Annotated in this window: 24 protein-coding genes; 8 read left to right on the top strand and 16 right to left on the bottom strand. The window is 69.2% G+C overall.

The features are described 5' to 3' along the window. Positions 1-60 precede the first annotated feature (60 nt). Positions 61-819: a DUF1013 domain-containing protein gene (locus tag FA740_RS00125; RefSeq protein ID WP_136854746.1), complete on the top strand. Its 759-nt coding sequence runs from the start codon at positions 61-63 to the stop codon at positions 817-819. A gap of 160 nt (positions 820-979) precedes the next feature. Here FA740_RS00125 and FA740_RS00120 read toward each other — a convergent pair whose 3' ends face one another. From FA740_RS00120 to FA740_RS00100, 5 genes are all read right to left on the bottom strand, one after another. Next, complete coding sequence (locus tag FA740_RS00120; RefSeq protein ID WP_136854745.1) at positions 980-1,234, bottom strand: GlsB/YeaQ/YmgE family stress response membrane protein; 255 nt, start codon at positions 1,232-1,234, stop codon at positions 980-982. A 99-nt stretch (positions 1,235-1,333) separates the two neighbouring features. Beyond that, a complete protein-coding gene (locus tag FA740_RS00115; RefSeq protein ID WP_136854801.1) occupies positions 1,334-2,806 on the bottom strand; it encodes an NAD-dependent succinate-semialdehyde dehydrogenase in 1,473 nt (490 codons plus the stop codon). A 190-nt stretch (positions 2,807-2,996) separates the two neighbouring features. Then, positions 2,997-3,986 (bottom strand): P1 family peptidase, encoded by a 990-nt coding sequence (locus tag FA740_RS00110; protein ID WP_136854744.1) that lies wholly within the window; start codon positions 3,984-3,986, stop codon positions 2,997-2,999. After that, positions 3,983-5,641, bottom strand: coding sequence for a thiamine pyrophosphate-binding protein (locus FA740_RS00105; protein ID WP_136854743.1), 1,659 nt, complete (start codon positions 5,639-5,641; stop codon positions 3,983-3,985). Before FA740_RS00105 ends, FA740_RS00110 begins: the two co-directional genes overlap by 4 nt. A gap of 3 nt (positions 5,642-5,644) precedes the next feature. Further along, complete coding sequence (locus tag FA740_RS00100; protein WP_136854742.1) at positions 5,645-6,082, bottom strand: ion channel; 438 nt, start codon at positions 6,080-6,082, stop codon at positions 5,645-5,647. Between the two features lie 91 nt (positions 6,083-6,173). On the opposite strand from FA740_RS00100, the gene smpB reads away from it, so the two are divergent. From smpB to FA740_RS00085, 3 genes are all read left to right on the top strand, one after another. Continuing rightward, positions 6,174-6,647: an SsrA-binding protein SmpB gene (smpB, locus tag FA740_RS00095; RefSeq protein ID WP_136854741.1), complete on the top strand. Its 474-nt coding sequence runs from the start codon at positions 6,174-6,176 to the stop codon at positions 6,645-6,647. Between the two features lie 62 nt (positions 6,648-6,709). Beyond that, positions 6,710-7,561 carry a 3-mercaptopyruvate sulfurtransferase gene (gene sseA / locus FA740_RS00090; RefSeq protein ID WP_136854740.1) on the top strand — a complete coding sequence of 284 codons (852 nt, stop codon included), beginning with the start codon at positions 6,710-6,712 and terminating at the stop codon, positions 7,559-7,561. After that, complete coding sequence (locus FA740_RS00085; protein ID WP_136854739.1) at positions 7,561-8,742, top strand: amino acid aminotransferase; 1,182 nt, start codon at positions 7,561-7,563, stop codon at positions 8,740-8,742. Before sseA ends, FA740_RS00085 begins: the two co-directional genes overlap by 1 nt. Before the next feature lie 18 nt (positions 8,743-8,760). Here FA740_RS00085 and FA740_RS00080 read toward each other — a convergent pair whose 3' ends face one another. The 3 genes from FA740_RS00080 to ubiA all read right to left on the bottom strand — a co-directional run bounded on the left by FA740_RS00080 (position 8,761) and on the right by ubiA (position 12,252). After that, complete coding sequence (locus tag FA740_RS00080; RefSeq protein WP_136854738.1) at positions 8,761-9,090, bottom strand: hypothetical protein; 330 nt, start codon at positions 9,088-9,090, stop codon at positions 8,761-8,763. Then, a complete protein-coding gene (locus FA740_RS00075; RefSeq protein WP_136854737.1) occupies positions 9,087-11,252 on the bottom strand; it encodes an OmpA family protein in 2,166 nt (721 codons plus the stop codon). Before FA740_RS00075 ends, FA740_RS00080 begins: the two co-directional genes overlap by 4 nt. 61 nt (positions 11,253-11,313) lie before the next feature. Further along, positions 11,314-12,252 (bottom strand): 4-hydroxybenzoate octaprenyltransferase, encoded by a 939-nt coding sequence (gene ubiA / locus FA740_RS00070; RefSeq protein ID WP_136854736.1) that lies wholly within the window; start codon positions 12,250-12,252, stop codon positions 11,314-11,316. A gap of 15 nt (positions 12,253-12,267) precedes the next feature. Between ubiA and FA740_RS00065 the strand changes: the two genes are divergently transcribed. Further along, a complete protein-coding gene (locus FA740_RS00065; RefSeq protein ID WP_136854735.1) occupies positions 12,268-12,987 on the top strand; it encodes a 16S rRNA (uracil(1498)-N(3))-methyltransferase in 720 nt (239 codons plus the stop codon). Between the two features lie 191 nt (positions 12,988-13,178). Continuing rightward, positions 13,179-13,373 (top strand): DUF1127 domain-containing protein, encoded by a 195-nt coding sequence (locus tag FA740_RS00060; protein WP_136854734.1) that lies wholly within the window; start codon positions 13,179-13,181, stop codon positions 13,371-13,373. Between the two features lie 88 nt (positions 13,374-13,461). On the opposite strand, the gene FA740_RS00055 is transcribed toward FA740_RS00060, so the two are convergent. The 5 genes from FA740_RS00055 to fsa are packed head-to-tail and all read right to left on the bottom strand — an operon-like array spanning position 13,462 to position 17,249. Beyond that, a complete protein-coding gene (locus FA740_RS00055) occupies positions 13,462-14,331 on the bottom strand; it encodes a 50S ribosomal protein L11 methyltransferase (protein ID WP_136854733.1) in 870 nt (289 codons plus the stop codon). Next, a complete protein-coding gene (gene msrA / locus FA740_RS00050; RefSeq protein ID WP_136854732.1) occupies positions 14,331-14,906 on the bottom strand; it encodes a peptide-methionine (S)-S-oxide reductase MsrA in 576 nt (191 codons plus the stop codon). The genes FA740_RS00055 and msrA overlap by 1 nt, the downstream gene beginning before the upstream one ends. 52 nt (positions 14,907-14,958) lie before the next feature. Further along, positions 14,959-15,894 carry a tyrosine recombinase XerC gene (locus FA740_RS00045; RefSeq protein ID WP_136854731.1) on the bottom strand — a complete coding sequence of 312 codons (936 nt, stop codon included), beginning with the start codon at positions 15,892-15,894 and terminating at the stop codon, positions 14,959-14,961. Next, positions 15,891-16,571, bottom strand: coding sequence for a DUF484 family protein (locus tag FA740_RS00040; RefSeq protein ID WP_136854730.1), 681 nt, complete (start codon positions 16,569-16,571; stop codon positions 15,891-15,893). Before FA740_RS00040 ends, FA740_RS00045 begins: the two co-directional genes overlap by 4 nt. 24 nt (positions 16,572-16,595) lie before the next feature. Further along, positions 16,596-17,249, bottom strand: a complete 654-nt coding sequence (gene fsa, locus FA740_RS00035) for a fructose-6-phosphate aldolase (protein WP_136854729.1) — start codon at positions 17,247-17,249, stop codon at positions 16,596-16,598. Positions 17,250-17,368: 119 nt separating this feature from the next. On the opposite strand from fsa, the gene FA740_RS00030 reads away from it, so the two are divergent. Beyond that, positions 17,369-19,567, top strand: a complete 2,199-nt coding sequence (locus tag FA740_RS00030; RefSeq protein WP_136854800.1) for a primosomal protein N' — start codon at positions 17,369-17,371, stop codon at positions 19,565-19,567. Here the strand turns inward: FA740_RS00030 and FA740_RS00025 are convergent, their stop codons facing one another. The 3 genes from FA740_RS00025 to FA740_RS00015 all read right to left on the bottom strand — a co-directional run bounded on the left by FA740_RS00025 (position 19,568) and on the right by FA740_RS00015 (position 22,641). Further along, on the bottom strand, positions 19,568-20,503 hold the full coding sequence (locus tag FA740_RS00025) for a lytic transglycosylase domain-containing protein (RefSeq protein ID WP_136854728.1): 936 nt from the start codon (positions 20,501-20,503) through the stop codon (positions 19,568-19,570). A 53-nt stretch (positions 20,504-20,556) separates the two neighbouring features. After that, positions 20,557-21,558 (bottom strand): hypothetical protein, encoded by a 1,002-nt coding sequence (locus FA740_RS00020; RefSeq protein WP_136854727.1) that lies wholly within the window; start codon positions 21,556-21,558, stop codon positions 20,557-20,559. Between the two features lie 141 nt (positions 21,559-21,699). Then, positions 21,700-22,641: a L,D-transpeptidase gene (locus FA740_RS00015; RefSeq protein WP_136854726.1), complete on the bottom strand. Its 942-nt coding sequence runs from the start codon at positions 22,639-22,641 to the stop codon at positions 21,700-21,702. A 363-nt stretch (positions 22,642-23,004) separates the two neighbouring features. On the opposite strand from FA740_RS00015, the gene FA740_RS00010 reads away from it, so the two are divergent. Continuing rightward, positions 23,005-24,651, top strand: a complete 1,647-nt coding sequence (locus tag FA740_RS00010; RefSeq protein WP_246053351.1) for an MFS transporter — start codon at positions 23,005-23,007, stop codon at positions 24,649-24,651. The last annotated feature ends 120 nt before the right edge of the window (positions 24,652-24,771 follow it).

Genomic DNA, 24,771 nt, shown 5'->3' with positions numbered 1-24,771 from the left:
GCCGTTTTTCCGGCCCTCACCCCCATGTTCGGGACCAAGAGACACGCGAAGGAGACTGACATGAGCAAGCCGCTGATGGCCAAGGCCACCGCCGTCTGGCTGGTCGACAACACGACGCTCAGCTTCAAGCAGATCGGCGATTTCTGCGGTCTGCACGAGCTTGAGGTCCAGGGCATCGCCGATGGCGACGTGGCCGCGGGCGTCAAGGGTTTCGACCCGATCGCATCCAACCAGCTGGACCCCGAAGAGATCAAGCGCGCCGAGGCCAGCCCGATCTATCGCATGCGCCTTAAGCACAACCCCGCATCCGAGGGTGAGGAAAAGCGTCGCGGCCCGCGCTATACCCCGCTGTCCAAGCGTCAGGACCGTCCCGCCGCGATCCTGTGGCTGGTCAAGTTCCACCCGGAGCTGGCCGATGCGCAGATCGCCAAGCTGGTCGGCACGACCAAGCCCACGATCGCGTCGATCCGCGAACGCACGCATTGGAACAGCCAGAACATCCAGCCGATCGATCCGGTCGCCCTGGGCCTGTGCCGCCAGACCGAGCTGGACGCCGCCGTCCAGAAGGCCGCCAAGAAGAAGGCCGCCGAGGGTGGCGTGATGACCGACGACGAACGCCGCAAGCTGGTCAGCACCGAAACCTCGCTGGCCATGTCGGACGAGCCGCGCCTGCCCAGCTCGATCGCGGGGCTGGAGAATTTCAGCCTGTCGCGCGACGAGGACAAGCCCGAGCGGGAGCTGAACAAGGACACGTTCTTCAACCTGCCGGACACGGATGACGAGGATGATGAGGACGAGGGTCAGGGCCGTCGCCGCTGATCCCCACGCGTGATGATGCAAAAGGCCGGGCAATTGCCCGGCCTTTTTTATGGCGTGGATGCCGCCTGTCGGTCAGGCAACCGGCCTGCCTTGCGGGCGGCCATGAAGAAGGCCGCGCCGGGTTTCCCCGACGCGGCCCGCAACACGACCGATCCTGCGATCAGGCGCGGCCGCGCACCGCACGCGCGATGGCGATCAGGATGCACGCGCCGACAAAGCCCGCCAGCAGATAGGCAAAGCTGAAGCTTGCGCCCGCAGCGTACAGGCCCAGAAGCGAGCCGAAGATGAAGTTGAACAGAACCGCACCGACGATCCCCAGAAGGATGTTCGCCAGAAGACCCATGTTGGACTTCATGAATTGCTCGGCAAGCCAACCGGCAATGCCCCCGACGATGATTGCTGCAAGCCAGCCCATGTTACTCTCCTTAAGACCTTGGCCGACCCTGTCGGTCGGCACCTTCTGGCATCGCAACGTCGCCTTTCGCCTGAGGTTCCCGCAGGCCCTGCGAAAATGTCACACCGAGAGGCAGATATACTTCATCTCCAGATAGTCCTCCAATCCGTGATGGCTGCCTTCGCGGCCCAGGCCCGACTGCTTGACCCCGCCAAAGGGCGCGACCTCGGTCGAGATCAGGCCGGTGTTCACGCCGACGATGCCGTATTCCAGCGCCTCCTGGACGCGGGTGATGCGGCCGATGTCGCGGGCGTAGAAATAGGACGCCAGGCCAAAGATGGTGTCGTTGGCGGCCTTCACCGCCTCCTCCTCGGTGTCGAAACGGAACAGCGGCGCCAGCGGGCCAAAGGTTTCCTCGGTCGCGACCTTCATGTCGCGGGTGACGCCGGTGACGACGGTGGGCTGAAAGAACAGCCCCTCCATCGGCTTGCCTCCGGTCAGCACCTGACCGCCGCCATCCAGCACGTCGCGGATGTGGTCGCGGACCTTGTCCACGGCCTTTTCGTTGATCAGCGGGCCGGTGGTGGTGCCGTCCTGCAACCCGTCGCCCACCGACAGCTTGTCCACCGCTGCCGCCAGCTTTTCGGCAAAGGCGTCATAGACCCCGGCCTGCACATAGATGCGGTTGGCGCAGACGCAGGTCTGGCCGTTGTTGCGGAATTTCGACGCCATCGCGCCCTCGACCGCGGCATCCAGATCGGCGTCGTCAAAGACGATGAAGGGCGCGTTGCCGCCCAGCTCCATGCTGCATTTCATGACCTGATCGGCGGCCTGGCGCAGCAGCACGCGGCCCACCTCGGTCGAGCCGGTGAAGGTCAGCTTGCGCACCAGATGGTTCTCGCAGAACTCCTTGCCGATGTCGCTGGCGCGCGACGATGGAACGACCGACAGGATGCCCTTGGGCAGGCCCGCGCGTTCGCCTAGCACCGCCATGGCCAAGGCCGACAGCGGCGTTTCCGTCGCGGGCCGCGCAACAAAGCCGCAGCCCACGGCCAGCGCCGGGCCCGCCTTGCGCGCGATCATCGCGTTCGGGAAATTCCACGGCGTGATCGAGCCCACGACCCCGATGGGCTGGCGGATGACGCTGATTCGCTTGTCGGTCTGATGGCCGGGAATGGTCTCTCCGTAGACGCGCTTGGCCTCCTCTCCGAACCATTCGATGAAGCTGGCGCCATAGGCGATCTCTCCCTTGGCCTCGGCCAGGGGCTTGCCCTGTTCGGCGGTCAGGATGGTGCCCAGATCGGTCTGATTGGCCATCATCAGGTCGAACCATTTGCGCATCACCTGGGCGCGCTCCTTGGCCGGGCGCGCGGCCCAGTCCTTCATGGCAGCGGCGGCGGCGTCGATGGCGCGGGCGGTCTCGGGGCGTCCCAGATCGGCGACATGGGCGATGACGTCGCCGCGGGCGGGGTTCCTGACCTCGAATGTCGCGCCGTCATCGGCATCGACCCACTCGCCCGCGACGAAGGCACGGGTCTCCAGCAGCGACGGATCGCTGAGCAGGCTTTTCAGGTCGGTCTGGTGATCGGTCATGGCATCCTCGGGGTGATTGCGTCGGGCCATGAGACCATGCCCGGCAGGGGGAAGTCAAAGCGCAGCCGATGCCGCGAATGTGAACGGGCGGGCGCAACCGGCGGGCGCCGGCGGCGTTGCACCTCCAATCGCTGAGCTGTCCCTCTTGGCGATCTCTCGGGGGCGGTGCGCAGGTCGCGCCGCCCTTTTTCTATGCGAAACGGTCGCGCCAGCAGGGCTGCAGATCGCCGGGCTGCGGGGTCGCGGCATGGACGGCCCGCGCAATCGCCCGCGCCAGAACGCAGGCCGCCGCGTGACCCACGGCAAAGGCATCCCCCACCGCATCGACCGGCACCCGCGCGCCGGTGGACAGCGCAAAGACCAGATCGCCGTCCAGCGGCGTGTGGCTGGGCACCAGTGCGCGGGCCATGCCGTCATGCGCGGCCACAGCCAGCCGTTGCAGGCCCGCCTTGTCCATCGCCAGATCGGTCGCGACGATGGCGATGGTCGTGGCCTCGCCCATGCGCTTGGCGGGCGGCGGTTCGCGACCGGCCGGAAAGCGGTCCGGCAGGCCCAGCCCCCCGAATTCGGACCCCAGCTCCCACGGGGCGGCCCAGAAATGCGGGCCATCGCCGACGGTCGCCTGCCCCAATGCGTTAACGACGACCAGCGCGCCGACGGTCGCGCCCTCCTCCAGCACCGCCGATGCCGAGCCGACCCCGCCCTTCAGCGTGCCGGTCAGCGCGCCCCAGCCCGCGCCCGCCGCGCCGATGGCGAAATCGGCGCCCGCCGCCGTCCAGGCCGCCGCCCCAAGCGCGGGATAGGGGTTCGCGTCCCAGGCCTTGTCGCCGCCGTTCAGCAGGTCGAAGACGATCGCCCCCGGCACGATGGGCACCCGCGCCGGTCCCACCGCAAAGCCCCGCCCCGCCGCATGCAGCGCCGCCATCACCCCGTCGCAGGCCGCCAGCCCAAAGGCCGACCCGCCCGACAGAGCCAGCGCGTCGACGCCCGGCACCAGCTTGTCGGGGGCCAGCAGGTCGGTCTCGCGCGTGCCCGGCGCACCGCCCATCACATGGACCGAGGCCGCGAAGGGCGCATCGGCTGTCAGCACCGTCACCCCCGATCGCAGCGTGGCATCCTGCGCATGACCCACGCGCAGCCCGGCCACATCGGTGATCAGGTTGCGCGGGCCGGCAATCATGCCTGCGCCGCCAAGGCCGCATCGCGGGTCTGGGTCAGGGTCGCGCCGGGGGTCAGCGCCTCGGGGTTCAGGCGCAGCTCGATCACCGACAGGCGGCCAGACAGGCGCGCGCGCTCGAAGGCGGGGGCGAAATCGGCATCGCGTTCGACCAGCTCTCCGTGGCCGCCATAGGCGCGGGCCAAAGCCGCGAAATCGGGGTTGAACAGGTCGGTGCCCGACACGCGGCCGGGATAGTGACGCTCCTGATGCATGCGGATCGTGCCATAGCGGCCGTTATTGGCGACGATGACGATGGGGGTCGCGCCATATTGGGCGGCGGTCGACAATTCGTTCACGGTCATCTGCAGGCAGCCGTCACCCGCCAGGCAGACGACGGTCCGGTCCGGATGCGTCAGGCTGGCGGCGATGGCCGCGGGCAGCCCGTATCCCATCGACCCCGACGTCGGCGCCAGCTGCGTGCCAAAGCAGCGCCAGCGATAATAGCGGTGCAGAAAGCTGGCATAGTTGCCCGCGCCGTTGGTGACGATCGCATTGGCCGGCAGGTTCGGCGCCAGCCAGCCCACCACCTGTTCCAGCCGCAGCGCGCCGGGCGTGGGGCGCGGGGTCTGCCAGTCGTCATAGGACGCGCGCAGCCGGGCCCGCCAATCGGACCAGCGCGTCGTGGGCGCGGGCAGGTCGGCCAGCGCGGCCACCACGCGGCGCGGATCGGCGACCAGGCCGGGATCGGCCCGCCACAGCGCACCCAGCTGATCGGGGTCGGGATGGACCATGATGACGCGGGCATGCGGGCGCACCGGGTCCATCGCGCTGTAGCCCCCGGTCAGCGTGTCCCCCAGACGCGAGCCAAGCGACAGGATCACATCCGCCTCGCGCAGCGCCGCCCCCAGGGCCGGGTTCATGCCCACGCCCAGATCGCCCACGTAATGGGGCAAGGTGTTGTCCATGCGGTCCTGGCGGCGAAAGGGCACGGCCACGGGCAGATCCCAGGCCGTGGCAAAGCGGGCCAGATCCTCGGCCGCGTCCTGCGACCACTGGCTGCCGCCGGCGACGACCAGCGGGCGTTTTGCCGTCGCCAGCGCATCGGCCACGGCCTGCACCGATTGCGGCGCGACATGGGACAGCGGGGTGGTGGCGGCGGCCAGGTCGGGAATGTCGGCATGGCCGGACAGCATGTCCTCGGGCAGGGCCAGCACCACGGGGCCGGGGCGGCCCGACATCGCCACGTGGAACGCGCGGGCGACATATTCGGCGATGCGGTCGGTCGCGTCGATCTGGGCCACCCATTTCGCCAAGGGGGCGAACATGGCGCGGTAATCGACCTCCTGGAACGCCTCGCGGTCCTGATCGCCGCGGGCGATCTGGCCCACGAACAGGATCATGGGCGTGCTGTCCTGACGCGCCACATGCACGCCTGCGCTGGCGTTCGTGGCCCCCGGTCCACGGGTGACAAAGGCCACGCCGGGCCGGCCGGTCAGCTTGCCCGTGGCCTCGGCCATCATCGCGGCGCCGCCTTCGTGGCGGCAGACGACATTGCGGATGCCGCTGTCGACCAGCCCGTCCAGCGCCGCCAGAAAGCTTTCGCCCGGAACCGAAAACACCCGCGTGACGCCGTTCGCGCGCAGCGCCTGCACCAAGATCTGACCGCCATGCCGCATCGGCTACCCTTCCGTGAATTCGATCTGGCGCACGCGGACGTGGCGCAACGCCTCGACCATGAATGCCGTCATCAGGCCAAAGTGCAACAGCCCGTTCGCCGCCGCCAGCCCACCCAGGATGCGCCAGTCCTGCGGCATCAGCACGTCGCCGTAGCCAAGCGTGGTGAAGGTGACCAAGGTGAAATACATGGCCTCCTCGAAGCTGGCGAAGACGCCCAGCAGGTGGAACGCCCCCGCCCACAGCCAGACGGACGCCGTAACCATCGCCAGCACCGCCAGGCTGGTCGCCACGATGACCAAAGCCAGCTTGGGCCGGTGCGGCGCGCGGGCCAGCCAGCGGGCATTGCGCGCGAACGCCGTCTCAAGCGCCCAGATGGCCAAGGCGGCCATCAGCACGCTGATCACCATCAGCACCGACCCGAACGCGATCTGTCCCAGCATGGTCCCCCCTGGCGACAGACCTAGCCCAGGGCGCTGCCATCGCGCAACGCATGCCTTTACAGATGCCCCCGCCGCGCCTATCTGACCAGCCATGGCCAAGGATGACGACAGCAAGAACTACAAGGTGATCGCCGAGAACCGGCGGGCCCGGTATGACTATGCCATTGAGAGCGATCTTGAGGTGGGCATCATGCTGACCGGCTCCGAGGTCAAGTCGCTGCGCGTCGGCCAATCCAACATTGCCGAAAGCTATGCCTCGGTCGAGGGCGGAGAGCTGTGGCTGATCAACAGCTATATCGCGGCCCTGTCGCGGGCAGGCGTGTTCGGCCACGAGGAGCGCCGCCGCCGCAAGCTGCTGGTGAAATCGCGTGAACTGGCCCGGCTGTGGCAGTCGACCGCGCGCGAGGGGATGACGCTGGTTCCGCTGGTGATGTATTTCAACCACCGCGGCATCGTGAAGCTGAAGATCGCCGTCGCCAAGGGCAAGAAGAACCACGACAAGCGCGAAACCAGCGCCGCCCGCGACTGGAACCGCCAGAAGGCGCGCCTGCTGAAGCAGGGATAGGCCATTGCAGCCCCGCCTCCGCCCCTGTAAATCGGGGCGCGGCGCAACAAGGGGGGCGGGCCATGGACGATCCGAAGACACTGGTCTCGACCGACTGGCTGGCGGCGCATCTGGCCGACCCCGATCTGCGTATCATCGACGCCAGCTGGCACATGCCCGCATCGGGTCGCGATGCGCGTACGGACTATGACGCAGGCCACATTCCCGGCGCGCGGTTCTTTGACATCGACGCGATCAGCGACAAACGCTCGACCCTGCCGCATATGGCCCCCCCGCCCGAGATGTTCATCAGCCGCCTGCGCGCGATGGGCGTGGGCGACGGGCATCAGGTGGTCATCTATGACAATTCCGACGTGCGCAGCGCGTTTCGCGTGTGGTGGACCTTCCGCCTGATGGGCAAGACCGACGTGGCCGTTCTGGACGGCGGCTTTGCCAAATGGCTGGCCGAAGGCCGCCCGACTGAGGACATGCCCCCCGTCATGCGCGACCGCCACATCACCGTCCAGCGCCAGGCGGGCCTGGTGCGCGACGTCACGCAGGTGGCTGCCGCCAGCAAGCTGGGCGATCCGCAGATCGTGGACGCGCGCAGCCCGGAACGGTTCCGCGGCGATCAGCCCGAACCCCGCGCGGGCCTGCGCGCAGGCCATATTCCGGGGTCGCGCAACCTGCCATTCGGTCGGCTGTTCAACGCCGACGGCACGATGATCGCGCCGGATGCGATCCGCGCGGCCTTCACGGATGCGGGCATCGACCTTGCGCGCCCGGTCATTACCACCTGCGGCAGCGGCGTGACGGCGGCGGCGCTGTCCTTTGCGCTGGAGCGCGCGGGCCACCGCGACCATTCGCTTTACGACGGCAGCTGGACCGAATGGGGCAGCTTTGCCGACCTGAACATCGCAACCGGAGACGCCTGATGCTGACCGACCTGAAAGCCCAAAGCCCCGACAAGATCCTGATGCTGATCGAGGAGTTCAAGGCCGATACCCGACAGGGCAAGATCGACCTGGGCGTGGGCGTCTACAAGGACCCGCAGGGCGTCACTCCGGTCATGCGCGCGGTCAAGGCCGCCGAACAGCGCATCTGGGAGACCCAGACCACCAAGGCCTATACCGGGCTGGCGGGCGAGGCCGATTATCGCAACGCGCTGGCCACGATGGTGCTGGGCGAACTGCCTGCCGACCGTCTGGCCTCGGTCGCGTCGGTCGGTGGCACGGGCGCGATCCGTCAGGCGCTGGAGCTGGCGCGGCTGGCCAATCCGGGCGTGCGGGTGTTCGTCTCGAACCCGACCTGGCCAAACCATTTGTCGATCATGGCCTTCATGGGCCTGCCCTATACCGAATACCGTTACTTTGACGCCGAAACCCGCGGCGTCGATTTCGAGGGCATGAAGGCCGACATCGCGCAGGCAGGCAAGGGTGACATCGTGCTGCTGCACGGCTGCTGCCACAACCCGACCGGCGCCAACCTGACCCTGGATCAATGGTCCGAGGTCGTGGCGATCCTGGAGAAATCGGGTGCGGTGCCGCTGATCGACCTGGCCTATCAGGGCTTTGGCGACGGTCTGGACGCGGATGCCGAGGCCACCCGCCTGGTCGCCCGCAGCCTGCCCGAGGTGCTGATCGCGGCGTCATGCTCCAAGAACTTCGGCATCTATCGGGAACGCACGGGCATCCTGATCGCGCTGGCCGACAACACCAAGGCGCGCGATCTGGCGCAGGGGTCGATGGCCTTCCTGAACCGCCAGAACTTTTCCTTCCCGCCGGATCATGGCGCGCGCATCGTCAGCACCATCCTGACCGACGACGCCTTGCGTGCCGATTGGGCAGCCGAGCTGGAGGAGGTCCGCAACACCATGCTGGGCCTGCGCGATCAGCTGGCGGCAGAGCTGCGCGATCTGTCGGGCAGCGACCGGTTCGATTTCATCCGCAACCATCGCGGCATGTTCTCGCGCCTTGGCGCCACGGCGGAACAGGTGCAGCGCCTCAAGACCGATGCGGCCATCTATATGGTGGGCGATTCGCGGCTGAACATCGCGGGCCTGAACCGCGACACCGTGCCGGTGCTGGCCCGCGCGATCATCGACGCAGGGATCTGATCCCCACCTGCTGGCGCGTCAGCGGCGCGCCAGCGCCTGTTCGATGTAATCGCGCAATTCCTCGACCTCGCTGCGGCTGTCGCGCAGCCCGTCCATCGCCGCGCGCAGCTCGGCCTGGGTGCCCGCCAGACGCGCGGTCAGCGCGGCCTCACGCTCCTGCAGGGCGGCGTTGGCGGCGTCGCGCTGATCCTCGGCCTCGTGCAGCTGCTGGGCCATGCGGTCCAGCTCGGACATGTCGGCGCGCGCCGGACGGGCCACGCGATGCACCAGCCAACTGGCGATCCAGCCCAGGACAAAGGCCCCGAACAGGATCAGGGCGGTCACGGCGATGAATTCTGATCTGCTCATTCGTCTGTCGCTTCGTCTTGGCCACCGGACCGGGCCGCGACGCTGTCGGGGCGGGGACCGGGACGGGGGGTGTCATCATCGGGCGTCAGCACGGGTACCCTAAGGTTTTCCTCGCGTTCGTCCAGCGTCTGGAACTCTTCGGCGACGCCCACGGTCATCGGCACCATGCCGGATGCGTCGCGGCTGTGCGGCAGCTGCGGTCCCTGCATCTGCGCGGTCGAGGCGGGCAGGTCCGGCCCCTGCATCGGCGGCAGCTGCGGGCCCTGTGCGGGTTCGGGGGCCGGATCGGGCTCAGTGGTCTCTCCGGTGATGCCCGACACGGTGACGGGGGCGGGCAGGCCGGTCGCGTCCAGCGGATGCGGGGACAGCAGGCGGAACTCGATCCGGCGGTTGATCTCGCGGCCTTCCTCGGTCTGGTTGGTGGCGACGGGGCGGCTTTCGCCATAGCCGCGGGCGGTCATGTTCGCGACCCTGATCCCGGCCTCGGCCATGGCCGACACGATGGCCTGCGCGCGCGAGCGTGACAGTTCGGCATTGAACGCCTCCGAGCCCTGCGAATCGGTATGTCCGCCGGCCTCGATCTGGAAATCGCTGCAATCGGCCATGGCGCGCACAAAGCGGTCCATCGTCTGTTCCGGGTTGCCCGCAATGGACGACCGGTTGGGCTCGAACCCGATCTCGCTCTCGGACATGATGATGTTCAGCCGGGCGACGCATTCCTCGCCACTGGGCAGGCCCAACGCCTGGTCAAGGCGGCGGTCATAGCTGATCGTCAACTGATAGCGCGCGCCGGTGCCAAGCCGCTCGGATAGCAGGGCCGCCGCGCGGTCGCTGGCCTGCGGGTCGCCAGAGACGCCGCGCAGGTCGATCAGGTCGGGCGTCACGCGAACCTCGCCCGCCTGCAGCGTGCCCATCGCTTCCAGCCCGGCGATCACGCGGACGGTCCAGCCTGAGGGCACGGCCGGGTCGGTGCGCAGCCCGCTTTGCGCGACGGTGAAGCGCGACCGGGCAAAGCTGTCGACCGCCTGGCGCATCTGCGCATCCGCGATGCGGCCCCGCATCGACAGGCTGCCCGAGGGGGGCAGGGTGGCCTGGAACTCGATGGGGGCGGTCTGGACGACCTCGGCCTGCTCCAGCTGGGCCTGCAGATGATAGGTCGCGGGCAGGGCGCGCTCCAGCTGGCCGGTCACCTGGTCGAACAGGGCGCGCGGAACCGCAGCCGGGGCGTTCAGCGTGACATCCTCGTCCGACAGGGTGACCTGGCCCTGGCCCAACTGGGCGACCGCCGCGATGGCCGCGGTGGCCGCATCGGCCCAATCCTCGGACGGCGCGCCCAGGCCCAGGGTGCAGGACGGCACGGCGGCCATGCCCGCCGCTTGGGCGGCGGCGGTGATGCGGGCGCGGTCATCGTCGTCGGTGGCCACGCAGGCATCGAAATGCGGGCCGGTCTGGTCGATGACAAACCGCAGCGTAAAGGGCGCGATGACCGGGCGCGGCGCGGTGATCTGCAGATCCAGCGTCACCTGCGGCGGGGCCGCGCGGCGCAGCGCGGTCTCCAGTCGGATCTGGTCGTCACGGTCGGCGGCCAGCGCCGCGACGGTGACCTGGCCCGGCGCCACCGAGATCTTGGCCTGTTCGGTCATGCCCGCCGCCTGCAGCCCAAGGCGCAGCGCCTCGGGCCAGCCGTCGGGGACGGGGTGGTCGGCCTGTTCCAGCAGATCGGACACCGCATTCCCCGCCGGGCGCAGATCGCGCAGCATCGCGTCACGGTCGGTCGCGGCGGGCACCAGCCCGATCAGGGACAGCCCCTCATCGCTGCGCAGGATCTCGACCTTGAAGTCGGGGGGTGTCATCGCCTCGATCGAGGCGACGGTCATCGCGTCCTGCAGGCGGCTGGCATCGACCGCCGTGCCGGCCTGACCCAAGGCGCGGAACCGCTCGACCTCGGAGGGGGCGGTGCCGGTCAGGGTGACGCGCAGTCCGTCGGTCTGCACCTGCGCCCAGTCATGCCCGCCCGATTGCAGCGCCGCCGCGACCGCACCCGCCGATCGCGTCTCGATATAGGTGGCGGCAGCCTCGGCGCCCATCCAGGACAATCCGCCCGCCCCGGCCAGGACAAGGACGGTGGCCAATGAGGTCGAAAGGCGGCGCGGTCGGGCCATGCGGGAAACCTTGTGCTGTTGCAAGCGGGTCACGTCTAGCGAGGGGGTCGCTGCGGTGCAATCATGCCAGCCCCGCGACAGCAAGAAACAGCGCAAGGATCAGCCCCGCATCGCGGTTCGACCGGAACAGGCGCAGGCAGACATCCCCCTGATCGGGCTGGAAATTCCGCAGCTGCCACAACAGATGCAGGCCAAAGGCCAGAACCCCCGCCCAGGCCATCAACAGATTGCGACCCGTCAGCGCCACCGCCACCGCCAGCACGGCCACCGAGACCAGCGCAAAGCCCGCCAGGATCGCCGGGCTGCGGTCGCCGAACAGCCGGGCCGTGGATTTCACCCCGATCAGCGCGTCGTCATCGGCATCCTGATGGGCATAGATCGTGTCGTAAAAGATCGTCCAGGCGATGGCGCCCAGCCAGGCCACCACCGGCGCCGGATCGACACGCCCCATATGCGCGGCATAGGCCAGCATCACCCCCCAGTTGAAGGCAAAGCCCAGAAACAGCTGCGGCCACCAGGTAAAGCGTTTCGCAAAGGGATAGATCGCGACCAGCGCCAGCGACGCCACCCCCATCCACACCGCCGCCCGCCCCAGGGTCACCAGGATCACCAGCCCCACCAACCCCTGCGCCAGCAGCCAGAAATACGCCCCCCGCAGGCTGACCTGCCCCGAGGGCAGCGGCCGCGACCGGGTGCGCGCGACCTGCGCGTCGATGTCGCGGTCGGTGATGTCGTTCCAGGTGCAGCCCGCGCCGCGCATGACAAAGGCGCCGATAGCGCAGGCCAGCGCGATCCACAGATCGAACAGCCGCGGCCCGTCCGCCATCATCGCCAGCCCGATCCCCCACCAGCAGGGGATCAGCAGCAGCCATGTCCCGATGGGCCGGTCAGCCCGGCTCAGGCGCAGCCAGGGGCGGGAGGCAGGCGGCGCAAAGCGGTCCACCCAATTGTCGGGCGGCGCGTCAAAGACGGCATCTGGCCTTTCGGTCTGGCTTTGCATAGCGTCGCGCCCATCATGGCTAAGATCAGACTGTTCATAGATCACCCGCTGGTTGCAGGACAAGCCGTCCCCTTGGACGCGGGCCAGTCGCATTATCTCTCGGGCGTCATGCGCCTGCGGCAGGGCGATGCGGTGGCCGTCTTCAACGGGCGCGACGGGGAATGGCAGGCCAGCCTGCAGGAGGCCGGCAAACGCGGCGGCAGCCTGATCGTGCTGGCCCAGACCGCGCCCCAGCAGGACCCGCCCGACCTGTGGCTGATCTTTGCGCCCATCAAGAAGGCGCGCACCGATTTCATCGTTGAAAAGGCCGCCGAGATGGGCGCGGCCCGCATCCTGCCGGTGCAGACCGACCACACCAATTCCGACCGCATCCGCCAGGATCGCCTGCAGGCGCACGCGATCGAGGCCGCCGAGCAATGTGGCGGCACCTTCGTGCCCCCGGTGGCCGATCTGGCACCCCTGTCGCGCCTGCTGGACGGGTGGGACCCCGCGCGGCGCATCCTGTGGGCCGACGAATCGCGCGCGGGCCCGGCGCAGACGCTGGCCGGGCTGCCCCCCGGTCCCTGGGCGATCCTGATCGGCCCCGAGGGCGGGTTCTCGGCCGGGGAACGGGCGCGTCTGTCGCGCCTGCCTTTCGTGACGCCGGTCAGTCTGGGTCCGCGCATCCTGCGCGCCGATACGGCGGCGGTCGCGGCGCTGGCGCTGTGGCAGGCGGCCTTGGGCGATTGGCGTTAACCACGGTTTCTTTAGCGAATCAACGCAAGCGGCCATTCGTGGCCTTTTTGCGACAGAATCGGCCCCCGCTGTTGCAGAAATCGCATGGCGGGGTTGCCGGTTTCACGGCTACTCTTTGTGGGCTGCCCAAACTATCTCCTGTTCATCGGAAATCTGCCCGAAGGTCGGGCAAAATGAAAACAGGTGAACTGATGTCGACGATCGAAACGAACCGCAGCGTGGCTGTCGGAGGCGTGGGCAACGTCGTCGCGCATATCGTGTCGCTGGTGGCGTCCTGGCGGGAAACCCGCGTGACGCGCCGCGAACTGAGCCGTCTGTCGGATCGCGAGCTGGACGATATCGGTCTGTGCCGCGGCGACATCGAGCGGATTGCGCGCGGCGTCTGACAGCCCGCACCCCATGACGATCAAACCCCCGAAGCTTGCGCTTGCGGGGGTTTTCCATGTCCGGCTTGTCGATGTCCGGCGGGCGGGATCAGCCGTGGGTCATGACCAGCGTGGTCCAGTCGCCCATGTCGTCGCGCCGGCCGGGCGCAAAGCCCGCCTTGCGATAGGCTGCCACGACCTCGTCGGCCTGCGTGGTCAGGATGCCCGACATGATGATCCGCCCGGCGGGCGCCACGTGGCGGGCCATGTCGGGCGCCAGGTCGATCAGCGGCTGCTTGAGGATATTGGCCAGCACCAGATCATAGGGCGCCGCCCCCTCCAGCATCGGGTGGTCAAAGCCCGCAGCCTCCAGGCATTCCACCCGGCCGTCCAGCCCGTTGGCGATGACGTTGGCGGCGGCGGTATCGACCGCGACCGGGTCGATGTCGCTGGCCAGCACGGTGACCGGCCACAGCCGCGCCGCAGCCATCGCCAGCACCGCCGTGCCGCAGCCGATATCAGCGATGCGGGTCGCCTGAAACCCGTCGGTCGCCAGGCGGTCCAGCGCCTCCAGACAGCCCTTGGTGGTGTTGTGATGGCCGGTGCCAAAGGCCATCGCGGCCTCGATCCACAGCGCCTCGACGCCCTCGGGGATATCGTCGGCATCGTGGCTGCCATGCACATAGAACCGGCCCGCGCGCACGGGGGTCAGCTCTCGTTTGACATGGGCCACCCAATCCACCTCGGGCAGCTCCGAGATGGCAAAGGGGTTCGCGCCATAGGCGGCAGCCAGGATCGCCAGCGTGATCTCGTCGGGGGCCTCGGTGAAATAGGCGCCGACCTCCCACCGCTCGCTGCCATCCTCGATCTCAAAAATGCCGGTGCCGACGGGTTCGGGGGTCAGATCCTCGCAGGCTTCGGCCAGGGCCTCGGCAGCCTCGCGGCCTTTCAGATGGGTCAGCGCGGTGTATGTGGGCATCAGATCGGGTCCGGGTTGGGAATGCTGGCCTGTACGCCGGTGCCCTTCAGCCCGCAATAACCGTCGGGGTTCTTTTCCAGATATTGCTGATGTGCCTCATGCGCGAGCCAGAACGGGCCCGCAGGGACGATCTGGGTGGTGATCTTGTCCAGACCCTGAACGGCCAGGCGGTTGTCATAGTCGATCTTGGACGCCTCGGCCGCGGCTTCCTGCAGGTCGGTGAAGGTCATGATCAGGCTGCGATACTGGTTGCCCACGTCGTTGCCCTGCCGGTCGCCCTGCGTCGGGTCGTGGTTTTCCCAGAACAGCTGCAGCAGGTGGTCATAGCTGACCAGAGAGCTGTCATAGATCACCCGCACCACCTCGGCATGGCCGGTATCGCCACGCTTGACCTGGTCATAGGTCGGGTTCTGGACATCGCCGCCGGCAAAGCCGACCTCGGTCAGCCAGATGCCGCTCTGCTTCCAGAACAGGCGTTCGACCCCCCAATAGCAGCCCATGCCAAAGATCGCCTGATCGTAACCGGCGGGCGGGGTGGCACCCAGGGGGCGGTGAAAGATGGCGTGGTCGGTCATCGGGGGCCTCGTGTCTAGATGATGGAGCGAACGCGCAAGGCGGGGTCAGGGTTCACCCGCGCGGATGGGCGGCGTGATAAACGGCCATCAGCTGGGCATTGTCCACCCCGGTATAGACCTGGGTGGTGGACAGGCTGGCATGGCCCAGCAGTTCTTGGATCGTGCGCAGATCGCCGCCCGCCGACAGCAGATGCGTGGCAAAGCTGTGGCGCAGCGCATGGGGCGTGGCACTGGCGGGCAGGCCCAGGGCGGCGCGGGCCTGACGCATCGCGGCCTCGACCGCGCCGGCGGTCAGGCGGCCGCCGCGGATGCCGCGAAACAGCGGGCGGTCGGCCTGATGGCCCCAGGGGCACAGGTCCAGATAGCGCGCCACCGCCTGCCGGGCGACATCCAGCACCGGCACCTGACGTTCGCGCCCGCCCTTGCCGCGGATCACCAGACCCTCGGGGAAGGGCCAGTCGGTGCCTTCCAGCGCCAGGGCTTCGGAGATGCGCAGCCCCGACCCCCACAGCAGCGTCAGCACCGCCAGATCACGCGCGCCGACCCAAGGCGTGCCGTGATCCGCGACCCGGTCCAGCGTGTCCTGCGCCTGCAGGGGGGTCAGGGGGCGGGGCAGGCTGCGGGTGTATTTCGGGCTGCGGGTGGACAGGGCCGCGGACACGTCCAGCCCCTCGCGGTCGGCGGTCCAGCGCAGAAAGGACCGCACCCCGGACATGCGCCGCGCCAGCGACCGCGCCCCCAGGCCCCGCGTGCGTTCCGAGGCCGCAAAGGCGCGCATGTCGGTCTGCCGCAGCCGCGCCAGACCGGATGGCGGCACCGATTCGCCCCAATGCAGCGCCAGGAAATGCAGAAAGGCCAGCAGGTCGGCGCGATAGGCGGTGACGGTATGGATGGATCGGTCGCGGGTCGCCGCCTCGGTCAGCAGCCAGCGGTCCAGCGCCTCGGCCATGGCCGGAGACAGCAGGCCGCCCCAGGGGTCATCCGTCATGCGGGCAGCCGCGCCAGCAGCGCCAGTCGGAACACCTGCCCGAAAAAGCGCAGCAGGTCGGTGCCATGCGCGGGCATGAAGCGGTCGGCATCCGCGCTGCCCATCAACAGCACCGCACGCGGACGCTCCGCCCCCAGATCGACCGGCAGCAGCGCCTCCGAGGCGACGGTCCGGCCATGCAGGGGCCGCGTCACCACCAGGGCCGCACGCAGCACGATGTCGTCGCCGCGCGGGGCACGACGCCCGGCGGTCAGGATGCGGTCCAGCGTGCCCGGGGGCGCGATCACCACATCAGGGGGCAGGTCCAGCGGGGGGTCTTCCTCGACCACCAGGCGCAGGGTCTCGACGCGCAGCAGCGGCGCGATGTCGGTCTGCAGGGCGGCGGTGAAATCGGCCAGATCGGCCGTCTCCAGCAGGCCCAGCACGGCGCGGTGGATCACCGCCATGCCGGACTGGTTGTCATAGGCGGCGGCGATCACGCTTTCATGCGTGGATTCCAGCCGCTGCAGCCGGGTCTCCAGGACCTGCATGGCGCGGCCGCGGATGTCGATGACATTCTCTCCGACCTCGGCCTCGCGCGCGGCCACCAGGGCGCGCATCAGGTCGCGGTCGGCCAGGATGGCCCCCGGATCGGCCAGCAGCCGGTCGCGGGTTTCAGGGTCCAGCGCGTCGGTCATGCGGTCCTCCGGGGGCCGTGGCGGTCAGAGGATCTTCTGGCCGGTCTGTGCCCAGTCCGCATTGAACTGCGCCAGGCCCTTGTCGGTCAAGACATGGTTCGCCATCGACTTGATGACCGACGGCGGCGCGGTGATCACGTCGGCGCCTATCTTGGCCGCGTCCACGATGTGGTTCACCGTGCGGATCGAGGCCGCCAGGATCTGGGTCTCGTAGCCGTAATTGTCATAGATCTCGCGGATGTCGGCGATCAGGTCCATGCCGTCCATGTGGATGTCGTCCAGCCGGCCGATGAAGGGGCTGATGAAGGTCGCGCCCGCCTTGGCCGCCAGGATCGCCTGCGCGGCGCTGAAGCACAGCGTGACGTTCAGCTTGTGGCCCTCGTCGGACAGCACGCGGCAGGCCTTCAGGCCGTCCCAGGTCAGCGGCACCTTGATGCAGACATTGGGCGCGATCTTGGCCAGGTGGCGGCCCTCGGCGATCATGTCGTCGGCCTTCTCGGCCACGACCTCGGCGCTGACCGGGCCCTCGACCATGGCGCAGATCTCGGCGGTGACCTCGGCGATGGCGCGGCCCGATTTCAGGATCAGCGACGGGTTGGTGGTGACCCCGTCGACCATCCCCAGGTCGTTCAGTTCCTTGATCGCGGCGATATCGGCGGTGTCGACAAAGAATTTCATGGCCCGTCTCCTCAGGGTGCGTTTGTCTGGGTGATACTGCAGATGGGGCCGGGCTGGAAGGGGCACAACCCATGCGGGGGCTTGCAACCCGCCCCGCGCCCCGTCTTTATCGCGCCACCATGACCCCGCCCGAATTCTTCCCCCCCCGCGCCCGCATCGCGGTGCTGACCGCCGAAACGGTCGGTGTGCTGGACTATCTGTCCCCCGATGACGGCGTGCGACAGGGCCAGCTGGTGCTGGTCCCCCTGGGGCCGCGCCGGGTGCTGGGGCTGGTCTGGGGACCGGGGGTCGGCGATTTCGACCTGGCCAAGCTGCGCGCCGTGGCCCGCGTGCTGGACGCGCAGCCCTTTGACGCGGGGTTCCTGGATTTTCTGACCCGGGCTGCGGATTACACGCTGACGCCGCTGCCCTTGATGCTGCGCATGGCGACGCGCGCGCCCGACATCGACCAGCCGCCCACCGCGCGCCGGATCATCGTCCCCGGATCGGGCCAGCCCGGCCGCGCGACCGAGGCCCGGACCCGCGTGCTGCAGGTCATGGCCGATCACGGCGGCGCCAGCTTCGCCGCGTCCGAGCTGGCGCAACTGGCGGGTGTCGGCACCTCCGTGGTCAAGGGCCTGGTCGCCAGCGGCGCCCTGGCCGAGATCGAGGCGCCGCGCGATCTGCCCTATCCCGCGCTGGACCCCACGCGGGCGGGCAAGCCGCTGGCCCCCGACCAGCAGGCGGCCTCCGACATCTTGCGCGGCGCGATCCGGGCGGGCGGCTATGGCACCACGCTGCTGCGCGGGGTCACCGGGTCGGGCAAGACCGAGGTGTATCTTGAGGCCGTGGCCGAATGCCTGGCGCAGGGGCGGCAGGCGCTGGTCCTGCTGCCCGAGATCGCGCTGTCGGCCGAATTCCTGGACCGGGTCGAGGCGCGGTTCGGCGCCCGCCCCGGCGAATGGCACAGCGGCATCACCCGCACCGAACGCCGCCGGTTGTGGCACATGGCCGGGCGGGGGCAGGTCGGACTGGTCGTCGGCGCGCGGTCCGCGCTGTTCCTGCCCTTTGCGGATCTGGGCCTGATCGTCGTCGATGAGGAGCATGACGGCAGCTACAAGCAGGAAGACGTCGTCTATTACAGCGCCCGCGACATGGCGGTGCTGCGCGCCTCCATCAACCGCGCGCAGGTGGTGCTGGCATCCGCCACGCCGTCCCTGGAAAGCTGGGTGAACGCAGCCAGCGGCAAATATGCGCGGCTGGATCTGCGGTCCCGCTATGGCGAGGCCGAGCTGCCGCAGATGGCCGCCATCGACCTGCGGGCCGAGGCGATGGAGCAGGGGCGCTGGATCTCCCCCACGCTGGCGCAGGCGGTCACCGCGCGGCTGGCGCGCGGCGAACAGTCGCTGATTTTCCTGAACCGCCGCGGCTTCGCGCCCGTCACCGTCTGCCGTGCCTGCGGCGAGCAGATCGGCTGCCATCAATGCGACGCCCGGATGGTGGAACATCGGTTCCAGAACCGCCTGGTCTGCCACCAATGCGGCGAGACGCGGCCCATCCCCACCGCCTGCCCGTCCTGCGGGGTCGAGGGAAAGCTGGCCCCCATTGGTCCCGGCGTCGAACGCATCGCCGAGGAGGTGGCAGCGCGCTTTCCCGACGCCAAGGCCACGGTACTGTCATCGGACCTGTTCCATTCGGCCCGCGCGCTCAAGGAGACGATCGCCCAGATTTCGGACGGTGACACGGACATCATCATCGGCACCCAGATCGTGGCCAAGGGGCACAACTTTCCGCGCCTGACGCTGGTGGGGGTTGTCGATGCCGATCTGGGCCTGCAGGGCGCCGATCTGCGCGCGGCGGAACGCAGCTTTCAGTTGATGCGGCAGGTGGCGGGGCGCGCGGGGCGCATCAGCGGCGCCGCGCCGGGGCTGGCGCTGCTGCAGACGCACCAGCCCGATCACGCGGTGATCCGTGCCATCCTGTCGGGGCGCGATGAGGATTTCTGGGACGCCGAGGCCGCGGGCCGTCAGGCGGCGGGCATGCCGCCATTCGGCCGGCTGGCGGGGATCATCCTGTCCCATCCCGACCTGGCCACCGTCGCCGATTTCGCGCGCCATCTGGCCGGACGCGCCGCCCCCCTGGCCGAGGTCGGGGCCGAGCTGTGGGGCCCCGCGCCCGCGCCCATCGCGCGGGTCCGGGGGCGGCACCGCATGCGCATGCTGATCCGCGCGCCGCGTCAGGCACCGATCCAGGCGGCGATCGCGGATTGGCTGGCGGGGGTCAAGCTGCCCACGAACCTGCGCCTGTCGGTCGATATCGACCCGCAGAGCTTTCTGTGATCAGTTCTTCAGCACGATGCAGCGCCCGCCCAGGGTCTTGAACCGCGCGCAAAAGCGGTTGGCCTCGGTCCGGCTGCCATAGCCGATCTGGGCGGTATAGACCGCCCGCGGCATGCCGTTCATCCGCTTGCGGACATAGCCCACGCGGGCCCCGTCCTCCAGGATCGGACGCAGGGTGCGGTTCAGGCGGGCGACCTGCTGGGCCGCGCCAGCCTGGCTGGGATGGCTGGCCACCACCACGCCCCAGGGCATCGCCGGGGGCTGGGTGTTGAATTCGCGCAGCGACCGCTCTCCGGCCATGCGTTCGCAGGCGGGGCGGAAGGGCTGATCCGGGGCCAGCGCCAGGCGCAGCTCTCCCGGCGCGGGCGGGTTGTCGCGCCAGCGATGCGCGCTGAAGCCGGTGATCGATTCGACATAGTCGATGGTCTCATAGGGCAGGGTCGTCATCTGGCCGATGAACCGCGCGGCGCGGTTCTCTCCGCCGTTATAGGCGACGGCGGCCAGGCCGATATTGCCGAACCGGTCGCGCAGATGGGCCAGATACCACGCCGCCTTGCTGATCGCCTGCGCGGGGTTGAACGGGTCGTCCAGCCAGTACAGATCAGCCGTGCCGGGCATGAACTGCGCGATGCCAAGCGCCCCCGCCGGGCTGACGGCCGAGGGTTCGAACCGGCTTTCCTTCCACAGCAGACGGGCCAGGAAGGCAGGGTCCAGCCCGTGATCGGCGGCGTTGCGCTCGATCAGCTTGCAGACATCGGCGGCATAGCTGTCGCGGTCGATGCAGTCGCGCCCGTCATCCGAACAGCGCCGGTCCTCGGTGACCCGGGGGGCGGGACGGCCATGCAGCGCGTCGACCGCCGGGCGCGCCGACAGCTCTGACGCCGGGACGAACCCCAGGGCCAGGACCAGGACGGCGTGCAGAAGGGGGCGGATCATGCGGGCATCACAACGGAGCTGCCTGCGCCCGGGTCAGGGCGCAGGCCAAGACCTCACTTGGCTTTCTTGGCGGCGCCGGGCTTGCCCGCGCCCGCCTTGCCCGAGGCGGCTTTTCCGCCGCCCGCCTTGGCCGCCCCCGCCTTGCCGCCAGCCTTGCCAGCGGCTGCCTTGCCGGGCCCGGCCTTGGGCTTGTCGGCGACAGCCTGATCCTGGCTGCCGGTGTCAGTGGCGGCCTTTGCCTTGCCGGAGGCGGGCTTGGCATCCTTGGCCTTGCCAGCATCCTTCGGCTTTGGCGCGGTGCCAGCGGCCTTGGCGGCCTGCTTTTCGGCCTGCTTCTCGGCCTTGCGGGCGGCGCGGCGCGCGTTTTTGGCGGCTTCCTTCTCCGCCTTGCGAGCGGCTTTCGCGGCGTCCTTCTCCGCCCGCTTGGCGGCCTGCTTATCGGCCTTGCGGGCGGCCTTGGCAGCCTCTTTCTCGGCAGCCTTTTCGGCGTCCTTCTGGGCCTTGCGCGCCGCCTGTTTCGCGGCCTTCTGTGCCTGATCGTCGCTCATGACAGAGGTCCTCGTTACGGGATCGGTGGGGGAGGGGGGCGTCTGTGCCACGTCCGGCTTGGCCCGGCGCTTGGGCACGCGATGGGGTTCGGTGCGCAGATCGGTCTTGCGCGCCTCGGCGGGCTTGCGTCCTGCGGGGGTGCGCGGCAGCGTCGCGGGCTTGCGCCGCGCGGTGACGGCTTTGGGCGGGACCGCGATGGTCGCAGCGGTGGCGGGCTTGGGGGGACCGGGCTCGGGCGATGCGTCCGTGGCGGCCGGCAGGCGCAGGCCACGCTTGCGCCGCTCCATGTCGGCGCGGCGCAGGGCGGCGTTCAGCATCTCGGCGGGGCCGGGGTCGCCCGAACGGTCGCCTGTCTGGGCCTCCCGGCGCGCCGACCGCAGCGCCAGAATCAGCGCCAGCAGGGTCGGATCGTCCAGCCCGCCCAGCACGGGCTGACGGCTTTGCTCGGCCAGCCTCAGCTGGTCGGCGCTCAGCGTTTCCTGTTCGCGCTTGGCGTAATTGGGCATCGCGGGACCTTCGGCAGGGCGGGAGGGCTGTCGCGCATGACATTGCGCAGGAATGCGGGATTTTGCAATTGGAAAGGCCCCGGTCGAAACCGGGGCCATGAACCATGTGCATAAGCGCCGCAGGTCGCGGCGGAGGACCGATCAGCGGGCCGGAACCGCGCTTTCGACCGGCGACAAGAACGCGCCCGAGGCAAAGGGGTCGCTGACCAGCGCGGGCTGGATCGACCCTGCGGCGGGCACCGCCGACATCGCGGCATAGGGGTCCATCACCGGCTGAGCCGAGGCGACCGGCGCCATCGCCGTCTGCATGGGCAGGGCGGCCATGGGCGCCGCGGCCGGGTCCATCGCCGGGTCGGCAACGGCGGTGGCGGGCACGACATAGCCCTCGGGCGTCTCGATCATCGGGCCTTCCATGCGCACGCTCTCGGCCTGAGAGCGGACGATGACCTGGGTGCCGGTCGGGATCTGCTCGAACAGGTCCATCACGTCCTGGTTGAACATGCGGATGCAGCCCGCCGAGGTCGCCTTGCCGATGGACGAGGGGTCCAGCGTGCCGTGGATGCGGTAATAGGTGTCGACGCTGCCCTGATACAGATACAGCGCGCGCGACCCCAGGGGGTTCTGCATGCCGCCGGGCAGGCCGTTGCGGAACTGGCCATACAGTTGCGGCTCGGTGCGCAGCATGTTGTCGGTCGGGCGCCAGCTGGGCCAGGACGCCTTGCGCGCGATGGTGGCGCGGCCTTCGAAGGTCAGGCCCGCGCGGCCCACGGCCACGCCATAGCGCATTGCCTGCCCGCCGGGCTGCACGTGATACAGCACCCGCGCATATGGATCGACGACGATCGTGCCCGCCGATTCCGACCCGTTATAGGGCACCAACTGACGGCGGTTGCGGTCGTTCAGATAGGCCGCGCGCACCGCCTGGATCGGGATGGGCTCGCCATTGGGGCCGGTATCGGTGCGGGCCTGATAGATCTCGGGGATCTGGACCGGCTGCTGGGTCGTGGGGGCGGCGGTTTCCTGCGTGGGACCGCAAGCCGCCAGCCCCAGGGCCAGCGCCGCGAAAAGGGAAGCGAGGCGCATCGTTGCATGTTCCTTGTTCATCGTCGGACCCACCGGCAGAGGCAGGCCCGAGGCAGCATCTATGTTCTCTGGCGCCCGGACCGGGGTCGGGCACGATTCGCATGCGCTTCCATGAGGCCGACCGCAAAGCGTCGTCAACCCCGCGCCACCCGTCACGCGGTCGGTTCGCCGTCTGCGTCCAGCCTATGTGGCGAAACGGCGTCAGGTGAATCACCTTTGTGCGTGGGTTGAACAACTTGGCGTGTATTCGGGTTGCACCCCCGGATGCGAATATCCGCATTTTTCATGGGGGCTGTGCCGTTGCAGCCCCCGGCCGGGGGGCCTAGGCTGCCCCTGCCGACCGCGTTCCAGGAGGCTGACTTCGTGACCCGCCCGTCCCCAGACCCCGCCCGCCCCGCAGCCCTGGCGCCCCTCTCCTATCCCGATTTCCGCCTGCTGTGGAGCGCGACGCTGGTGTCGAATTTCGGCGGCCTGGTGCAGGCGGTGGGGGCGGCCTGGCTGATGACCCAGCTGACCGACAGCGCCACGCTGATCGCGCTGGTCCAGGCGTCCAACACCCTGCCGATCATGCTGCTGGCCATCGGGTCGGGCGCGCTGGCCGACATCTTCGACCGCAAGGCGCTGCTGATGGGGTCGCTGCTGTTCATGGCGGCGGTGTCGCTGGCGCTGGCGGTGGTCGCCTGGAGCGGCGGGCTGACGCCCTGGCTGCTGCTGGGGTTCACCTTCCTGCTGGGGGCGGGGCAGGCGATCTACAACCCGCCCTGGCAGGCCAGCATGGGCGATCTGGTCGCGCGCAAGGACCTGCCCGCGGCGGTCAGCCTGAATTCCGTGGGCTTCAACCTGATGCGCAGCGTGGGTCCGGCGGCGGGCGGGCTGATCGTGGCGACGCTTGGCGCGTCGGCGGCCTTCGCGGTCAACGCGCTCAGCTATCTGCCGCTGCTGGGGGCGATGGCGCGCTGGAAGCCGCGGCTGGCCCCCCGCGTCACCACGCCCGAGCCGTTCCTGGCCGCGGTGGGGGCGGGGCTGCGCTATGTCGCGCTGTCGCCCAACCTGATGCGGGTGCTGCTGCGCGGGGGGTTGTTCGGCTTCGCGGCCATCGCGGTGCTGGCCCTGCTGCCGCTGGTGGCGAAAAGCCACCCCGAGGGGGGCTCTCTGCTGTTCGGGGGGCTTTTGGGCTGCTACGGCGTCGGTGCGATTATGGGGGCACTGTTGAACCCGCGCATCCGGGCGCGGCTGGACAACGAACATGTCGTGCGCATGGCCTTTGCGGGCTTTGCGGTCGCCGCGCTGGTGCTGGGCCAGACGGATTCGGTCTGGCTGCATGCGGCGGCGATGTTGCCGGCGGGGGCGGCCTGGGTGCTGGCGCTGTCGCTGTTCAACGTGACGGTGCAGCTATCCACGCCGCGGTGGGTCGTGGCCCGCGCGCTGGCGCTGTATCAGATGGCGACCTTTGGCGGCATGGCGGCGGGCGCCTGGATCTGGGGCATGGTCGCGGGCGCCCAGGGGTTGGACACGGCGCTGACGGCGGCGGGGCTGGTGCTGCTGGCGGGCGCGCTGATCGGGCTGTGGCTGCGGGCGCCGGAATTCGGCACGGTCGATCTGGACCCGGTCAACCGGTTCCGCGAACCCGCGCTGATGCTGGACCTGCGCGGCCGGTCGGGGCCGATCATGGTCATGGTCGATTACCGCATCGACCAGGCCGACGTGCCGGAATTCCTGCGCCTGATGCAGCGCCGCCGCAACATCCGCAGGCGCGACGGGGCGCGCAACTGGGCGCTGCTGCGCGACCTTGAGCACCCCGACCAGTGGAGCGAAAGCTATCACATCGCGACCTGGGACGAATATGTCCGCCACAACCTGCGCCGCACCAAATCCGATGCCGAGGTCGCCGTGGCCCTGCGTGCGCTGCACAAGGGCGACAGCGATCCCCTGGTCCACCGCATGATCGAGCGCCACAGCGTTGGCCCCCAGGACGACGTGCCCCTGGTCGGCAAGATCGAGATCGCCTAGCAATTGCGTCTATCAGCGGGGCTGAGTCCGCCATGTCTTGCCGGTTTTGAGGATTGCGTTTGCGATGGTGACCAGCCTGCGTGCAATGGCGATGATGACAACCTTATGCGGCTTGCCGCG

Source organism: Paracoccus hibiscisoli, from assembly GCF_005048265.1.
Taxonomy (GTDB): Bacteria; Pseudomonadota; Alphaproteobacteria; order Rhodobacterales; family Rhodobacteraceae; genus Paracoccus; species Paracoccus hibiscisoli.
Note: the sequence above shows the minus strand (reverse complement) of the source record. Positions and strands in the feature narration are given on the sequence as shown.

Bases quoted from the DNA above. Each gene is read 5' to 3' on its own strand.
- FA740_RS00125 (WP_136854746.1), top strand. From the start codon at position 61: ATGAGCAAGCCGCTGATGGCCAAGGCCACCGCCGTCTGGCTGGTCGAC.
- FA740_RS00120 (WP_136854745.1), bottom strand. From the start codon at position 1,234: ATGGGCTGGCTTGCAGCAATCATCGTCGGGGGCATTGCCGGTTGGCTT.
- FA740_RS00115 (WP_136854801.1), bottom strand. From the start codon at position 2,806: ATGACCGATCACCAGACCGACCTGAAAAGCCTGCTCAGCGATCCGTCG.
- FA740_RS00110 (WP_136854744.1), bottom strand. From the start codon at position 3,986: ATGATTGCCGGCCCGCGCAACCTGATCACCGATGTGGCCGGGCTGCGC.
- FA740_RS00105 (WP_136854743.1), bottom strand. From the start codon at position 5,641: ATGCGGCATGGCGGTCAGATCTTGGTGCAGGCGCTGCGCGCGAACGGC.
- FA740_RS00100 (WP_136854742.1), bottom strand. From the start codon at position 6,082: ATGCTGGGACAGATCGCGTTCGGGTCGGTGCTGATGGTGATCAGCGTG.
- smpB (WP_136854741.1), top strand. From the start codon at position 6,174: ATGGCCAAGGATGACGACAGCAAGAACTACAAGGTGATCGCCGAGAAC.
- sseA (WP_136854740.1), top strand. From the start codon at position 6,710: ATGGACGATCCGAAGACACTGGTCTCGACCGACTGGCTGGCGGCGCAT.
- FA740_RS00085 (WP_136854739.1), top strand. From the start codon at position 7,561: ATGCTGACCGACCTGAAAGCCCAAAGCCCCGACAAGATCCTGATGCTG.
- FA740_RS00080 (WP_136854738.1), bottom strand. From the start codon at position 9,090: ATGAGCAGATCAGAATTCATCGCCGTGACCGCCCTGATCCTGTTCGGG.
- FA740_RS00075 (WP_136854737.1), bottom strand. From the start codon at position 11,252: ATGGCCCGACCGCGCCGCCTTTCGACCTCATTGGCCACCGTCCTTGTC.
- ubiA (WP_136854736.1), bottom strand. From the start codon at position 12,252: ATGCAAAGCCAGACCGAAAGGCCAGATGCCGTCTTTGACGCGCCGCCC.
- FA740_RS00065 (WP_136854735.1), top strand. From the start codon at position 12,268: ATGGCTAAGATCAGACTGTTCATAGATCACCCGCTGGTTGCAGGACAA.
- FA740_RS00060 (WP_136854734.1), top strand. From the start codon at position 13,179: ATGTCGACGATCGAAACGAACCGCAGCGTGGCTGTCGGAGGCGTGGGC.
- FA740_RS00055 (WP_136854733.1), bottom strand. From the start codon at position 14,331: ATGCCCACATACACCGCGCTGACCCATCTGAAAGGCCGCGAGGCTGCC.
- msrA (WP_136854732.1), bottom strand. From the start codon at position 14,906: ATGACCGACCACGCCATCTTTCACCGCCCCCTGGGTGCCACCCCGCCC.
- FA740_RS00045 (WP_136854731.1), bottom strand. From the start codon at position 15,894: ATGACGGATGACCCCTGGGGCGGCCTGCTGTCTCCGGCCATGGCCGAG.
- FA740_RS00040 (WP_136854730.1), bottom strand. From the start codon at position 16,571: ATGACCGACGCGCTGGACCCTGAAACCCGCGACCGGCTGCTGGCCGAT.
- fsa (WP_136854729.1), bottom strand. From the start codon at position 17,249: ATGAAATTCTTTGTCGACACCGCCGATATCGCCGCGATCAAGGAACTG.
- FA740_RS00030 (WP_136854800.1), top strand. From the start codon at position 17,369: ATGACCCCGCCCGAATTCTTCCCCCCCCGCGCCCGCATCGCGGTGCTG.
- FA740_RS00025 (WP_136854728.1), bottom strand. From the start codon at position 20,503: ATGATCCGCCCCCTTCTGCACGCCGTCCTGGTCCTGGCCCTGGGGTTC.
- FA740_RS00020 (WP_136854727.1), bottom strand. From the start codon at position 21,558: ATGCCCAATTACGCCAAGCGCGAACAGGAAACGCTGAGCGCCGACCAG.
- FA740_RS00015 (WP_136854726.1), bottom strand. From the start codon at position 22,641: ATGCGCCTCGCTTCCCTTTTCGCGGCGCTGGCCCTGGGGCTGGCGGCT.